At 55.4% G+C, this 14,499-nt stretch carries 13 protein-coding genes; 5 read left to right on the forward strand and 8 right to left on the reverse strand.

The features are described from left to right. Positions 1–254 precede the first annotated feature (254 nt). Positions 255–779 (reverse strand): redoxin domain-containing protein, encoded by a 525-nt coding sequence (locus ACR0ES_RS15440; protein ID WP_480871241.1) that lies wholly within the window; start codon positions 777–779, stop codon positions 255–257. 56 nt (positions 780–835) lie between these two features. Then, positions 836–1,585: a hypothetical protein gene (locus ACR0ES_RS15445; RefSeq protein WP_480773828.1), complete on the reverse strand. Its 750-nt coding sequence runs from the start codon at positions 1,583–1,585 to the stop codon at positions 836–838. Positions 1,586–1,602: 17 nt separating this feature from the next. Between ACR0ES_RS15445 and ACR0ES_RS15450 the strand changes: the two genes are divergently transcribed. Further along, the gene (locus tag ACR0ES_RS15450) at positions 1,603–2,214 is read left to right on the forward strand and encodes a MarR family winged helix-turn-helix transcriptional regulator (protein WP_480871242.1); all 612 of its coding nucleotides are present in this window, start codon (positions 1,603–1,605) and stop codon (positions 2,212–2,214) included. Continuing rightward, complete coding sequence (locus ACR0ES_RS15455; protein ID WP_480483491.1) at positions 2,215–2,925, forward strand: MOSC domain-containing protein; 711 nt, start codon at positions 2,215–2,217, stop codon at positions 2,923–2,925. A 243-nt stretch (positions 2,926–3,168) separates the two neighbouring features. Here ACR0ES_RS15455 and ACR0ES_RS15460 read toward each other — a convergent pair whose 3' ends face one another. Further along, a complete protein-coding gene (locus ACR0ES_RS15460; protein ID WP_480616762.1) occupies positions 3,169–4,029 on the reverse strand; it encodes a LysR family transcriptional regulator in 861 nt (286 codons plus the stop codon). On the opposite strand from ACR0ES_RS15460, the gene ACR0ES_RS15465 reads away from it, so the two are divergent. Continuing rightward, positions 4,028–5,044: a nuclear transport factor 2 family protein gene (locus ACR0ES_RS15465; RefSeq protein ID WP_480871243.1), complete on the forward strand. Its 1,017-nt coding sequence runs from the start codon at positions 4,028–4,030 to the stop codon at positions 5,042–5,044. The two genes, ACR0ES_RS15460 and ACR0ES_RS15465, sit on opposite strands and share 2 nt — an antisense overlap. A 17-nt stretch (positions 5,045–5,061) precedes the next feature. Continuing rightward, entirely contained in the window at positions 5,062–6,015 is a 954-nt protein-coding gene (locus ACR0ES_RS15470) for a VOC family protein (protein WP_480871244.1), read from the forward strand. Positions 6,016–6,150: 135 nt separating this feature from the next. Here the strand turns inward: ACR0ES_RS15470 and ACR0ES_RS15475 are convergent, their stop codons facing one another. Next, entirely contained in the window at positions 6,151–7,353 is a 1,203-nt protein-coding gene (locus tag ACR0ES_RS15475) for a diaminopropionate ammonia-lyase (protein WP_480871245.1), read from the reverse strand. 84 nt (positions 7,354–7,437) lie between these two features. Here ACR0ES_RS15475 and ACR0ES_RS15480 point away from each other — a divergent pair, with 84 nt between their 5' ends. Continuing rightward, complete coding sequence (locus tag ACR0ES_RS15480) at positions 7,438–7,917, forward strand: Lrp/AsnC family transcriptional regulator (protein ID WP_480871246.1); 480 nt, start codon at positions 7,438–7,440, stop codon at positions 7,915–7,917. Positions 7,918–8,142: 225 nt separating this feature from the next. Here the strand turns inward: ACR0ES_RS15480 and ACR0ES_RS15485 are convergent, their stop codons facing one another. The 4 genes from ACR0ES_RS15485 to ACR0ES_RS15500 are packed head-to-tail and all read right to left on the reverse strand — an operon-like array spanning position 8,143 to position 14,489. After that, on the reverse strand, positions 8,143–10,587 hold the full coding sequence (locus ACR0ES_RS15485; protein ID WP_480871247.1) for a GcvT family protein: 2,445 nt from the start codon (positions 10,585–10,587) through the stop codon (positions 8,143–8,145). Positions 10,588–10,595: 8 nt separating this feature from the next. Then, entirely contained in the window at positions 10,596–11,477 is an 882-nt protein-coding gene (locus ACR0ES_RS15490) for a phosphotransferase (RefSeq protein ID WP_480483477.1), read from the reverse strand. Position 11,478: 1 nt separating this feature from the next. Further along, positions 11,479–13,470, reverse strand: coding sequence for an ABC transporter permease (locus tag ACR0ES_RS15495; protein WP_480871248.1), 1,992 nt, complete (start codon positions 13,468–13,470; stop codon positions 11,479–11,481). Continuing rightward, entirely contained in the window at positions 13,467–14,489 is a 1,023-nt protein-coding gene (locus tag ACR0ES_RS15500) for a quaternary amine ABC transporter ATP-binding protein (RefSeq protein WP_480546022.1), read from the reverse strand. The genes ACR0ES_RS15495 and ACR0ES_RS15500 overlap by 4 nt, the downstream gene beginning before the upstream one ends. Positions 14,490–14,499: the final 10 nt, after the last annotated feature.

Here is a 14,499-nt window from a genome sequence, read left to right on the forward strand (position 1 = left end):
CGCTCATACGCGACAAGGTTTGCAGTCGAACACGACAGAGTTCGCGAAACTTCCTCCAAATGATGTGAAGCCGTAGTCCCGATAATCCGGCCGTATTGCTGTCGCGGGTACGCAAGTCTGAAACGGGCGCGGTACCGTGCCTAAACGAACATGTGGAACCCGGGCAGTTTTGCTTAGCTGAGAAAATGGAGAACCAATGTCGCGCACGCCGAGGAGGTAGATACGCTTAGGTTTGCCCTCTGTATGCCGCCGTCTCACACAGCGCAGCCAGTGTCATCACACCGCCTGGCCTGGCTGGGTTGCCGACTTGCGTCCTCAGCGGCAGCCTCGCTGGCAAGTAGGCTTCCAATCTCTGCACCCAGCTGCAGCTTAGAGACCTGGCCAAAGTGATGTGCCGCAATCCGGCCTGACTGATCCAATAGAACAAGGCTGGGCGTGCCGCGCATTCCGTGTGCCGCCATGGTTTCCGGCAAAGGCCCGGTGCCCTGTTTGTCGACCGCCACAGGAAACCTGATACGGTATTCGTGAAGAAAGGCTTTCAGTGATACCGGCGTCATTGCGTCGTGATGTTCGAAAACGGTGTGCAACCCGATTACGGCGACGTGTTCGTTGGAAAAATGCTCCCGCACAGCTTGTGCCAGAGGGATGCCATGGATGACGCAGCCTGGGCATAGCATCTGGAAAGCCTCAATGACGACAACCTTACCCTGGAAATCCGAAAGCATTAAGTTCTTGTCAGTGTTGAACCATTCACTGACCTGCAGTTCAGGCGCTTGCATATTGATCTCTCCTGTTCAGAGGTCGGCCGCCTGCCTGAGACGACCGGCTGACATCGTTATTGAAGCTTGCCCGGTAGGCTCAGGTCGCCCGAGGCAATGTCGAAAACATCCGTGACGCACAAAAGCGGAGCGTGAATGTTGGCGTTTACCCGCAGAGCAGAGGTTACGCCATCATAAGCGATGCCTTCCAACTGAACGTCGTTGGAAAATCCGGCTTTGACTTGAATTTCCGGACCATCGAACAGCGGTGTGAACCCTGGGCTGTCCAGGAAGATTGGGAATCCAGGCCAGGTTGCAGGAAGCTTTGGCGTCGTCCCTTCAGGGATATCGCGCACTGCAAGGGCGCCCGGGCCGCAAGTTTCGGTCGGGGCGAGAACAACCCAGTGGCTGTGCCATTCGATACCGTCGTTGGCTGGGTCGCCATCGCCGTTTTCATCAAACAGCGGGGTGTCGTCAAAATCCGGGTGGCTGGTTGCAGCCATTGCCAAGATGCCGGCGCCGCCTTCGAAACCTACTGCAGACGTATCCAGGGATGTAGGCCACACATAGGACCAGACGTCTGACCCTCCTACTGCCCCGGTTCCTGCCGGCACCGATGCCCCGGCAGTACCATTGGTGGTCATGTGGAACGTAATGGTATTGCCGTTGCGATGCGCATGCGCTGCAAGGATGTCAAAGTCGGCCACCTTGGCGACATCAGCGGGAGAGACAACAGCCCCCTCCTGATGTATCGCGTGATCGCCTTCTGCGACGGCGGACGAAGCTCCGATCACAACTGCAGCAAGTGATTTCCAGGTGAGTATCATTTCTTATCTCCGGTAAAGTGATATCGACTCGCTACCAAACGGAGAAACATATTGCAACTTTAATTTCGACTCGCTACTTGTTGGGCATGAGAACCGCCCACAGTATTCGTATCCTTATCAACCGTCTTGCCCGGATAGATTCCGCTGCGGGCTGGACGGGCGACCTGAACCCGACACAAAGGGCGGCGCTGGAGTACCTTTCCGAGGCAAATCAGTTTTCCCGTTCACCGTCACATGTCGCTGAGTACCTTGGGACAACCCGCGGAACGATGTCCCAGACACTGAAAGCGCTTGTGCGCAAGGGATACGCTGCCGAGCACCGACAAAAATCTGACCAGCGGTCGATCTCGTACGAACTGTCCAAGGCGGGCGCCTCTGTTTTGACAGAGGCCAATCCGATTGCTGACGCCATCGGCAATCTGCCCTCCAGCGTTCAGGTGTCTCTCAAGGATGGTCTGCTTCAGAGCTTGATGTTGGCATTGGCAGCGAACGGTGGTCACTCGTTCGGGAAATGCATGACCTGCGCCTATCATAAGAAAGGTCAGAAAAATGGCTTCTGCAGCTTGCTGGAAGTGAGCCTCGAGCGTGGCGAAGAAGAAAAGATATGTATTGAACACAAAGAGGCCTGAATGACCCTTCCTGAACTATCGACAGTAATAGGTGGCATTTTCCTGGGTTGTGTCACGAACCGCTGGGAGGCAAAGCCGCCCTCTGCCATTCAGAAGGATCGGGTGTCTGGCCGTCAGGTCATTTCGCTTACTGGATTTTCAGATGATGCACAGGCGGACCTGACCGTGCATGGCGGTGCAGAAAAAGCCATTCACCATTATGCGCAGGATCACTATGCGGATTGGCAGAGAGAAGGGCAGCTGCCCCCCGGCGCAGAGCCCGCAGCATTTGGTGAAAACATCTCAACAACCGGTTTGACCGAGGAAAATCTGTGCATTGGCGACATCCTGAGGCTGGGCACGGCAATCGTTCAAATCAGCCAGGGCCGTCAGCCCTGCTGGAAACTGGGACTGCACACCGGAAATGAAAGGATGCCCTACCTGTTTCAGAAAACGGGTCGCACTGGGTGGTACTACCGTGTTCTGGAAACCGGCGAGGTCGAAGCAGGAGATCGAATAACGTTGATTGAAAGGCGCAATCCGGACTGGAGCGTGCAGCACGTGACCCGCGCCCGACTGACACGACGAGTTTCCCGCAAGGATGCCGAAGCCCTCGCAAATCTGACGGACCTCGCCCCTGGCTGGCGGCAAGCCTTTGCGCGCATGGCGATGGGCGACGTAAAAGAAGATACGCGCGCGAGATTGGGGAGCATGTCGAACACATCGCCTTAAGGCCCCACTGCGAGACTTCAGCATGTTTGTTGGAAGACATGGGCAGGTCGCCAGCGCGGTGCACATCGGCACGTCAAGGGGCTATATGAATTTCTGGCGGTTGATCAGCCAGGAAGTTTCCAGTGAACGTTCCGCTTTCGCAGTTAGGATATCGGTTCCGGTTGTCGGAAGGAGGGTCCGCATGCGGCGGACCACGTCTTTTGCGCGCCATCTCAGAGATGGCAATCAAAGTTCCTTTGCCCTTCATCGGGCGGTCGCTATCTCCGAGATGAGCGCGCGGAGCCATTGGTGGCGAGGTGACGCTGCCTGGCGCATGTGCCAGATCTGCGCAATTCTATCGGGTGGCAGGTCGACGGGTGGGCTGCAATGAGCAAAGCCGGCAAAGATATTGTCCTTTAACCGCGCAGGCATAGTCGCAATAGTATTGGTCCCGCGAATAAGAGAGGCGATTGCCGAGAAACCGGGCAGCGTCACTGAGATGCGGCGATGCCTTTCCAGGTGGCTGAGCGCCAAATCGATAGCGGTAAGTTCGTGTTGCCCGGGCATCATGACCGCGTGGGGCAACGCGCAATAAGCCGCGATTGTATCAGGAGCAGTCACGTGGTCAGGGTCGAAATAGCAAAGATCATTGTCGGTCAGGATCAGTTTCTGCATCAAGTCGGCTTCGGTTCCGGTAAGCTCGGGCGCCAGCACCAGATCGACCTGCCCGTTGCGTAGTAGTTCGGCCCAGTCTTGTTGCGACTGCGCGCGCCAAATGCGCAGTTGTACCTTCGGTGCGCGGTGTCGCAACGCGTGAAATAAGGGTTTCAGCACGATTTCGGTCTCATAATCATTGGCGGCGATCACAAACTGGCCGCTGTCATCACGAGGCTCGTATTGCGCGGGTTCTGTAAATGCGTCCACTGCCTCCAGAATATGTTGCGCTTGTGCAAACAACTGGGCTGCGCGCGGCGTAGGAGAGATACCGCGCCCCATAGGGACAAACAGCTCATCTTTCACAATTCCGCGTAGCCGGTTCAATCCATGGCTGACAGTGGATTGTGTGACCTCCAGACGTCTGGCCGCCGCCGTGATCGAACCTGTGTCATAGACTGCGGCAAACATGCGTATCAAACGGACGCCGAGTTCCTTATTATCGTTTTTCTTCATGAGTTATATGGTTATTCTTTCTGTTATTTTCATCAATGAAAATCTCTATCTGGTCGCCACATGCAACCGAAAAGGTAAACCCATGCCGTTTAGAAAATCCGTCCTCTTTGCTGCAACCGCTGTGGTTATGGCGCTTTCCACTCCGCTCCATGCTGATAAGCTAAGCATTGACGCACAAACCCAGGCCTCGATCAAACTGGCCGAAGGGTTCTATCGGGATGTTTTGGTTTACCGGAACCTCAACAATTTCGGGAAGTACATCGGCGATACCAATGTTCAGCATGCCACCGCATATGGCGACGGGCCGGTTGAGTTGATCAAGGCCGTTGCCGGTGAACTGACTGCCGATCCTGATGTGCAGGTGGATCTCTACCGTGTGCTTGCCGAGGGTTCCTATGTTGCAATCCATTCTGTCTGGACCGGCAGTAACGGGGACCAGTACGTCTATGTTGATGTCTGGCGCGCCGAGGACGGAAAACTGGTCGAACACTGGGACCACTACCAGCAGGTCCCCGAAAGCGCGGCGAATGAAAACACTATGTTTCAGGGACCAAACGCAGATGTTTATTCCGATCAGAATATCGAGCAGAACCGTGAACGTGCTATCGCCGTTCTGAAAAGCTTTGAAAACCCAAGTGATCTATCAGCGGTCGAAGCGTATATCTCCTCCGAGAACTATATACAGCACAACCCGAGCGTGCCGGATGGGCGCGATGCTCTGGCAGAATACTTGACCGGACTAGCTGCTGATAACGTGCGCCTAAAAACAGAAATTGCCAAGACTATTGCGATGGGCGACATGGTGCTGGTTCATTCGAAGCAGACCAACCTCGACATTGAGGGCGATCTGGGCATCGGATTTTTCGATATCTTCCGCTTTGATGACAATGGTTTCATCGTAGAGCATTGGGACATCGAAAAAGCGCAGACCGGAGAATCCGCAAACACCAACGGCGTGTTCGAGTATTGAGGATCAGGAGAAACCCCATGACCATCAAACCCGGCAATGTGCACAGGCGAGGATTTCTAAACAGGATGGCCGGAGGTTTGACTGCCGCCGCCGGTACAGCGATGATCGCTGATATGCTGGCAACGCGGGCCTACGCCAGCGCGGTTGATGGGAAGGGGGTTTCGAAACTCAGAAAAGGAGCCTATGGCATGAGAAGCAGCGAAGCCCCCGTGTCAATCGGCCGTGTGGCACTGATTGTGAACAATCTGGACACTGATGGGACCTTTTACCAACAAGTGCTTGGCCTTGAGGAATTGGCGCGGGATGGCGAAACCCTGAAACTGGGCGCAGGAAACAACGTTCTGCTCGAGTTGCGCCAAGACCGTGCTGCGCGGCGCTATCCGCATGCGGCGGGTCTTTTCCATACAGCTTTTCTGATGCCGGACCACGATTACCTGGGACGCTGGCTGATCTATGCTGCACAAAACCGCATCCCCTTGACCGGGGCGGCGGATCACGACGTCAGCGAGGCGCTGTATCTAAACGATCCAGAAGGCAATGGGATCGAAATCTACGCCGACCGGCCTGTTGAAACATGGCAGATGGATGGAGAGTATATCCGCATGGGCTCGCATCATCTGGACCTGGAGGCCATTGCAGGTGCGGCCCGTCAAGACTGGTCCGGGGCTCCGGAAAATATGGTGGTCGGACATGTCCACCTACAGGTCGGGGATATCAATGCGGTCGACGAATTCATGACACGACATCTAGCGCAGGATCGCATGCTGCACGAAGGTTCAGCAGGGTTCTACAGTTCGGGTGGGTACCACCATCACTTTGCAGGCAACGTCTGGAACAGCAATGGTGCAAAAGCTCGTCCAACTGACAGCAGCGGCTTGGATGAGATCGTGCTGTTGACGGATGGGACTGTATTGCAACCGCAAGAGCTGACAGACCCTTGGGGAACGCGGTTCACTGTCGAAAGGAAGTGAACCTGCATGATTGGCCAAGAACAAAGGCGTATCTTGCAGGCCGGACAGCGGTAAACTCCTGCGGCGTGGCCGGAAGGTGGAAGCCGGGCGCGTCTTCCACCAAGGGGGAATACCACGCCGGGTCATTTCCGCAAGTCAGTTGCTATCATTCATGATCCGGTCGAAAACATGCGGATCTGTGACGCCTTCTGACCCGATCAACATCACTCGGGATTGTGGCGTAATTTGATATTGTTGCCGCAGGTCGGTGCGCAATGACGCGCAGATCAAGCCAATCAGACCGGCCACGGCGCTTTCTCCGGCTTCGATTGGCTCATCTCCGAAAGCGCCGTTTGCCAATAGGCGGACGGCCGGTGCCACAAGCTGGTCAGGGATTTTCATGAAACCGCTGGCGGCCTCTTCCAAAACGTTCCATGCCAATTCGGACGGCGCGCCGCAGGATAGACCAGCCATTATGGTTTCTTCGCCTACTTCGACGGCTGTAGGCCGATTTGCCTGGGCGCTTGCAAAAAGGCAGGGGGCCAATTCAGGTTCGACCACGATGACGCGCGGCGCATTCTGCTCCCATTCCTGGAGGAATACCGCGGTGACGGCAGCCGCTAAGCCTCCAACGCCGCCTTGAAGGAAGACATGAGTGGGTGGCAAAGCCAAATCCTGCACGATCTCGCGCGCCATGACCCCGTAACCAGCCATGACATCAAGAGGTGCCTGAGTGTAACCGGGCCAGGAAGTATCTGAAACAATCAACCAACCGTGTGCCGCTGCATCGGTCCGGGTCTGTGCCACGGAAGCGTCGTAATCTCCATCAACCCTGATCACTTCGGCCCCCAGCTGGCGCATTACGTCGGCGCGGAATGCGCTTACTTCTTTGTGAATGTAAATTCGGCATGGCGCGCCGAAGCGCTGGGCACCCCAAGCCACTGAACGACCGTGATTGCCATCTGTCGCCGAAATGACGGTTATGTCTGCAATTCCGGCAGTATGGGTGCCGTTTCGGATCTCATCGGCAGTGACTTCACGGCCTGTCTTTTTGGTTAATTCGCGCTGTAATACTCGCAGAACCGCATAAGCGCCGCCAAGTGCTTTGAAACTGCCCAAACCGAATCTTAACCCTTCATGCTTGTAATAGACTGCGCCCAGATCCAGTGCTTCGGCTAGACCTTGAAAGGACGGCATTGGCGCTCTTTTGTACCCACTCCAGCTTTGAATTTCCCTCTGTGCGAGGTCAAATCCCTCGCGGGGTAAGGTGGCTGTGGCGGCATGGCCAAAGCCTGGCTTGGCTGTATGGCTTTCAATTCCGACTGTCTCAAAGTTTGCGAGCATTTGTGGTCCTTCCATTGTTGGTGCAAATATAATTCAATGTCAGCGATGTTTTCGCTCTGACTTGCTGGTAATTTTGAGGCAAACTTGCATGAGGTCGCCATGAAACAAAAATATTCATCAGGAAGTCTGGATAGCTTCGATCTCGCGATTCTTAGGGTGTTGCAGCAGGACAATACGGTGCCGCACCGTCAAATCAGTGAAAGCGTGAATCTGTCTGCGCCCAGCGTGCAGCGGAGGATCAAACGCATGGAGGCGGAGGGGGTCATTGCCGCGCAGTCAGCGCATATTGATCCGGCAGCCGTGGGATTGCCGCTGACCATTTTCGTCGAAGTCGAACTAAAAACCGAGACTGGCGGAAAAATCGATGAAATCAAGAAAAGCTTCTATGATGCCCCTGAGGTTCAGCAATGCTACTATGTTACTGGTGAAGTGGATTTTGTTCTGATCGTTATCGTTCGAGATATGTCCGAATATGAAAAGCTTACCCAACGGTTGTTCTTTTCGAACAAGAACATCCGAAAGTTCAGAACATTCGTTGCAATGGACCGAACAAAGTCATCCATGCAGTTGAACATCTGACTTGTGCCTCTCCAGAGCATGTAGTCTGGCGGGGTATTTGACTTTTGCGCGGCGAGAACTGGAAACAAAGTGCTTGTGCATTCCAAATCTGCCAGAAACCTGGTGATCTGGGCGGTAAATCCTGCCGAGATACCTCTCGGTTTACCTGGAAAATAACCACGTTTCCTGAGGTATTGAGGTTGGGACACATTTGCCCCAACCTCATCCAGGTAACAGGAGTTTGTGTTATGATTTGATACGGTCCATTTTGGGATCGTAAAGCGGTTGAAGTGTCACGTCGCAGGAGACACGTTGGGTCGCAACCTCCAACTCATACGTGCCGGACGTAACAAAATCTGCATCGACGCCGAACTGATTTCGGACATAGCCGTAACCGATGGATTTACCGGTTGTATAGCCATAGCCTCCCGACGTTAGCCAACCCACCCGTTCTCCATCCCGGTATATCGTTTCGCGGCCCAACAGCACCACATCGGGGTCGACGGTGAAGCAGGCCAGCATCTTTTTGACGCCCTCGGCCTTTTGCTTCTCGCTTGCCGCGCGGCCCTTGAAGTTTATGTTTTTGCGCAGCTTCACAGCCCATCCCAGACCGCTTTCAAACGGTGTGTGATCGGGCCCGATATCGGACCCCCAGGCCCGGTAACCCTTTTCTAACCGAAGAGATTCAATTGCGCGGTAGCCTGCATTTACCAGTCCTTGTGGCTGCCCTGCTTGCATCAGCGCAGAATAGACTGTTTGCGCGTATTCAACAGGCAAGTGCAGTTCCCAGCCAAGCTCGCCCACATATGTCACCCGCAGTGCCCTGACAGGGCAACCGGCGATGCCGATTGTCCGGATCGTGCCAAACTTGAACCCGTCATTCGACACATCGTCGCGGGTAACTGCCGCCAGAATATCTCGTGCCCTCGGCCCCATCAGCGACAATACTGCGTTTGAGGAGGTGATATCGAACAGCTGGCAGTTCAGCCCGTCCGGAATATTGCGGCTGATCCAGTCGAAGTCGTGGGTGGCAAAACCGGTGCCGGTGACAAAGTAGAATTCATCATGCGCTACGCGGCCCACGGTCAGGTCGCATTCAATTCCGCCCTTATCATTCAGCATCTGGGTATAGACCAGCGCACCCACCGGTTTGTCCACATCATTGGCACAAATCCAGTTCATCGCCGCCTGGGCGTCGGGGCCTTTCAGCGCGAATTTGGCAAATGATGTTTGATCGAACAGCACTGCCGCTTCTCGGGCGGCTTTGTGTTCACGGCCAACAGCAGCGAACCAGTTCTGGCGACCAAAGCTGTATTCGTCCTTGGGTGCCTCGCCCAGCGATGCGTCGGCAAACCAGTTCGGGCGCTCCCAACCCAGTTTTTCACCAAAGCAAGCGCCCTGATCCTTCAGCAAATCGTATAGCGGTGACTTGCGGCAGGGCCGGCCGGATTCGTGTTCTTCGTGTGGCCAGGCCATGGTATAGTGTTTGCCATATGCTTCGACTGTGCGGGTGCGAACCCAATCGGTGTCGAAATGCGGGCGGCCAAAACGGCGAATGTCGGCGGACCACAGGTCAAAGGGCGGCTCGCCCTTGGCGGCCCATTCTGCCAGCACCATTCCGGCGCCACCGCCAGAAGCAATGCCAAAGGCGTTGAAACCAGCACCAACAAAGAAATTCTTCAGCTCTGGTGCTTCACCTACAATGAAGTTGCCATCCGGAGTGAAGCTTTCGGGACCATTGGTTAGGGTCTTGATCCCTGCGGTCTCCAACGCTGGCACCCGGCCCAGCGACAGCTCTATGATCTGTTCGAAATGGTCGAAGTTACTGTCGAGCAAGGTGTAGTGGAAATCTTTAGGTATGCCATTCACCGCCCATGGGATTGGGTTCGGCTCATAACCGCCCATGACGAGCCCACCAACTTCTTCCTTGTAATAGGTCAGCCGATCGGGATCCCGCAGGGTAGGCAGATCACCGGGTACACCAAATGGTTCTGTGACCATGTACTGATGTTCCATTGGCACCAGCGGCACATTCACACCGAACTTGGCGGCAAAGTCGCGCGTCCACTGACCGGCACACACGATCACCTTTTCACATTCGATACGGCCATGTTCAGTGATTACGGCGCGGATCTTGCCGTTCTCGATTTCAAGATCGGTGGCCTTGGTATCCTCGAATATCTTCGCGCCTGCCATGCGTGCTCCCTTGGCCAGCGCCTGGGTAATGTCCGAGGGGTTTGCTTGCCCATCGGTGGGCAGGAACGCCGCGCCGATGACGTCACCGATATCCATCAGCGGCCAAAGATCCTGCGCTTCCTTCGGGGTTAGCAGCTGCATGTCCAGACCAAAGGAATGGGCTGTGGTGGCCTGCCGTTTGACCTCGGTCCAGCGTTCCTCGTTGCAGGCGAGACGCAAACCGCCATTCATTTTCCAACCCGTTCCCAGACCGGTTTCTTCTTCAATCTTGTTGTACAGATCGACTGAATATCCCAGCAGCTGAGTGATATTGGCGTTCGAACGCAGCTGCCCCACCAGACCCGCAGCATGGAATGTGGTGCCCGAAGTCAGCTTTTTGCGCTCCAGCAGCACCGTGTCGGTCCAACCGAGCTTGGCAAGGTGATAGGCGGTCGAGCAGCCGATGATGCCGCCGCCGATGATGACGGCTTTGGCTGTATTTGGAAGGTCGGTCATATCTGTCCTCAGGTGTTTTTGTAATCGGTCAGGGCCGTGCGAAACCGCGCGAGATTTTCACTTGTGTAGGCTGCATAGTCGAAGTCGATATCCGAGGTGATCTCGGACACCATGCTCCACATGGTTTCACGAAGCAGCGAGGCGCATTTCATCGCCGTATAGCGATGACGCAATTGGTTGGTGACGGGTGCCTGAAAGTAGGTTTCCAGAACCCAGTCCTCTTGTTCATTGGAAAGAGAGTTGTTCGAGGCCAGCCCACCCAAATCAAACAATGGCGAGTTGAAGCCCGCGTAGTCGAAATCGATCAGCCACAGGCGGGTGCCATCGTCCAGAAAGTTGCCGCAAAGCAGGTCGTTATGGCCAAACACGATTTCGTACGGCCCGGCCTCGGCTTCCAGATCATTTCCAATTTGCACAAGTTCAGGGATCAGGCCTTTATGCGAACTTCCATGATCGGTGAGGGTGGCGGCATAGTCGCGGATGACATGAAAGACCCAGAACACCAGCGACGGGCCGCGCAGGTGCTTGGGCACCTCAAGGTGGCAGGCTTTCACGAGCTCCAGCACTCGAGGCAGCATACTGGGGTCGCGTACGTCTTCTTCGATCAGAGTGCGGCTTTCGACGAATTCCAGCACTGTTAATTCGTTGGACGAAAACACTACAGCGGGTGACAGACCTGCAGCATGGGCGGCCTTACTGGCAGCCAGTTCGTTGAAGCGCATCACCTGGTGCAAAGGGATGTCGTCACCGACACGCACCACATAGGATCCACTGCTGTCAGTGACCTTGTAGTTCACATTTGTAATCCCACCCGTCAACGGGGTGGCTTTGATCTCGCCCTGCCAGATCGGTAGCTTGCGAATGCGGGTCATCAGGTCGGATTGGGTCATATCAACTCTCCATTCCAAAGCGGATGCGTGCCTGACGAGCGCTTGCGTTGATCAGCCTATCAGCGATGATGGCAATGAATGCGATGGACAGCCCTGCCACCAGACCTCGACCAGTGTCAGCCTTTGTCAGGGCAATGTAGACTTCCTGCCCCAGATCGCGGGTGCCAACGAGGGCGGTGATAACCAGCATGGACAGCGCCAGCATGATGGTCTGGTTAATACCCAAAAGGATTTCGGGCAGGGCCATGGGCAAGCGAATATGGCGCAGAAGTTGCGTGCGTGTGCACCCAGAGACCAATCCGGCCTCGATCAATTCCTCACTGACCGAGCGCACGCCATGGGCCGCATAACGTACGGCCGGGGCCAGCGCGTAAAGGACTATGGCAATCAGCGCAGTGAAATCGCCGACGCGAAACAGCATCACAACCGGGATCAGATAAACAAAGCTGGGCAAAGTCTGCAACGTATCAATCAACAGGTTGATCACCGTCCCGGCGCGTTTGTTCAGAGCAGCCACAACGCCCAGCGGAACACCGATCAGGGTAGCAAGAAACACAGAGGCACCGCAGAGATAAACTGTCACCATTGCCTTGGCCCACAGTCCTGACACGAGGATCAGCGACGCCAGTCCTCCGCACAGCAGCGCCAGCCGCCAGCCCCCTGCGTGCCAACCCAGCAAGGTCAGCATGGCAATGGCCCAAGGCCATGGGATTCCCAGTAAAACCGTTTTGATCGGGATCATGAACCACGTCAGGAAGAAGATCTTGATCGCCTCAAACGTGTCAAAATAATTGATGTTCAGGTATTTGACCGTGTCATCCCAGAACCCGCCAGTGGTGATCGTCTGGCTTTCAGGATATTCCAGCAACAGGGGTGAGAACTGTCCCAGAACCCAGGTCAAAATCAGCAGGATCATTACCAGAACTGTCCGGCGATGGCGGGTGATCCACGAGCCGGGGAGCTCGTGATGTACCTGCCCCATACGCTCGGCAAAAGCCTGACTTAGGCGATCGACGGCAATGGCCAGAACCACAATGGCAATACCTGCCTCGAACCCAGCGCCGATGTCCAGTCGGCGCAGCGCGGCAAGGACGTCAAACCCTAATCCTCCGGCCCCGATCATCGAGGCAATGATGACCATGTTCAGCGTCAGCATGATCACCTGATTGACGCCTACCATCAGACTGTGGCTGGCGGAAGGAACCAAAACGCGCCACATCAACTGTTTTTGCGTCGTGCCTGCCATGCGCCCGAAGTCCAAAATCTCGGGGTCGACGGCTCTCAAGGCAAGCGTGGTGATCCGCACCATGGGTGGTGTCGCATAGATGATAGTTGCAACAAGCGCCGAAATCGGTCCAAAGCCGAACATGAACAGAATTGGTACCAGATAGGCAAAGATCGGAATTGTCTGCATCAGGTCCAGAATGGGCGAGATGATGCGATCGAAAGTCAGGTGGCGATAGGCCAATATCCCCAACAACAGCCCGCCGCCCGCGCCAATCGGCACCGCAATCAGGACCGAGGCAAGCGTTACCATCGCGCTGTCCCACTGGCCAAAAACGGCCAGATAGGTAAAGCAGCCGCCGACCAACGCCGCCAACCCCCAGTCCCGGCAATACTGTCCCAAAGCTATTACGGCGGTGATAACCACAATCCAGCTGATCGCAGGTAGGATGACTTGCGCATCGTTGCCTTGCCCGGTGACAAAACCCTCGGCCAGCAGGGACAAGACAAGGTCATAGGGCTGTTCTATCAACCAAGCAGCAGCGCGGGTAACGTCGGTGAACGAAACTGGGCCGATTGCAGCATCCTCGATCAGCCAGGACATTGCAGATGAGATATAAGTTTTGAACGGGACGACCCAAGCCGACGGGAATTTGGTGATCCAGCGCGCATCGAGCGCTTTTCCCAGGTTGCTGCCGAAATACCCCAGCAGGATCGTGAGTCCGACAAACAGCAGAATGATGAGCTGACTGCGGGACAGGCGGCTCATACCGCGTCCCCTTCACCGAATAGCACATGGGCCACAGCCTTGCGATCAATGGCGCCAATAACCAGCCCATTGCTGTCTGTCACGGGAATTGGCGCATCTGCGGCGATGATCCGTTCCGCCACGGTCGAGACGCGGGTCGATTGCACAATGGGCTCACCTTCACCTGCAGCGCCGACGGTCATTACACCACCAACCGTCAAAACCTTGGAGCGCGGAATATGGCGCGTGAATTCAGCCACATATTCTGTCGCTGGATTCATCACCAGTTCTTCCGGGGTGGCGATCTGGATGACTTCACCATCCTTCATAATGGCGATGCGGTCGGCCAAGCGAACGGCTTCTTCAAAGTCGTGCGTGATAAAGACAATAGTCTTATGCAACCGTTCCTGGAGTCGCAGAAATTCGTCCTGCATTTCGCGCCGGATCAGCGGATCGAGGGCCGAAAAAGGCTCGTCCAGAAACCAAAGATCGGGCTCTGTCACCAACGATCGAGCAATGCCCACACGCTGTTGCTGACCACCCGAGAGCTCTCGTGGATAGTAGTCCTCGCGCCCCTTCAGGCCGACCAGTTCCACCACGTCTCTCGCCTTTGCGTCGGCTTCGTGTTTGGGCGTAGCCTGAATAGTCAGGGGGAACATCACATTCTGCAATACGGTCAGGTGCGGCAGCAGGGCAAAATGCTGAAACACCATGCCCATCTTGTGCCGGCGGATTTCAATCATTTCTTTCTCGCTGGCGCGCAGCAGGTCGGCGTCGTCGAACAGAACCTCACCGCTTGTAGGTTCGATCAACCTGGACAGACAACGAACCAGGGTTGATTTGCCTGAACCGGACAGGCCCATGATGATGAAGATTTCACCTTCAACGATTTCAATATTGGCGTTGCGTACCGCTCCGATCACACCCGCATTTCGAATGTCATCTGCCGATGGGTTCGGATTTTGCGCCAGAAGGGTCTCGGCGTTTGGACCGTAAAGCTTCCAAACGTTTCGGCAGGACAGTTTTGTTGTGGGAGTCATCAGTGGTGTC

The sequence above is a fragment of the Ruegeria sp. N7 genome (assembly GCF_056531345.1).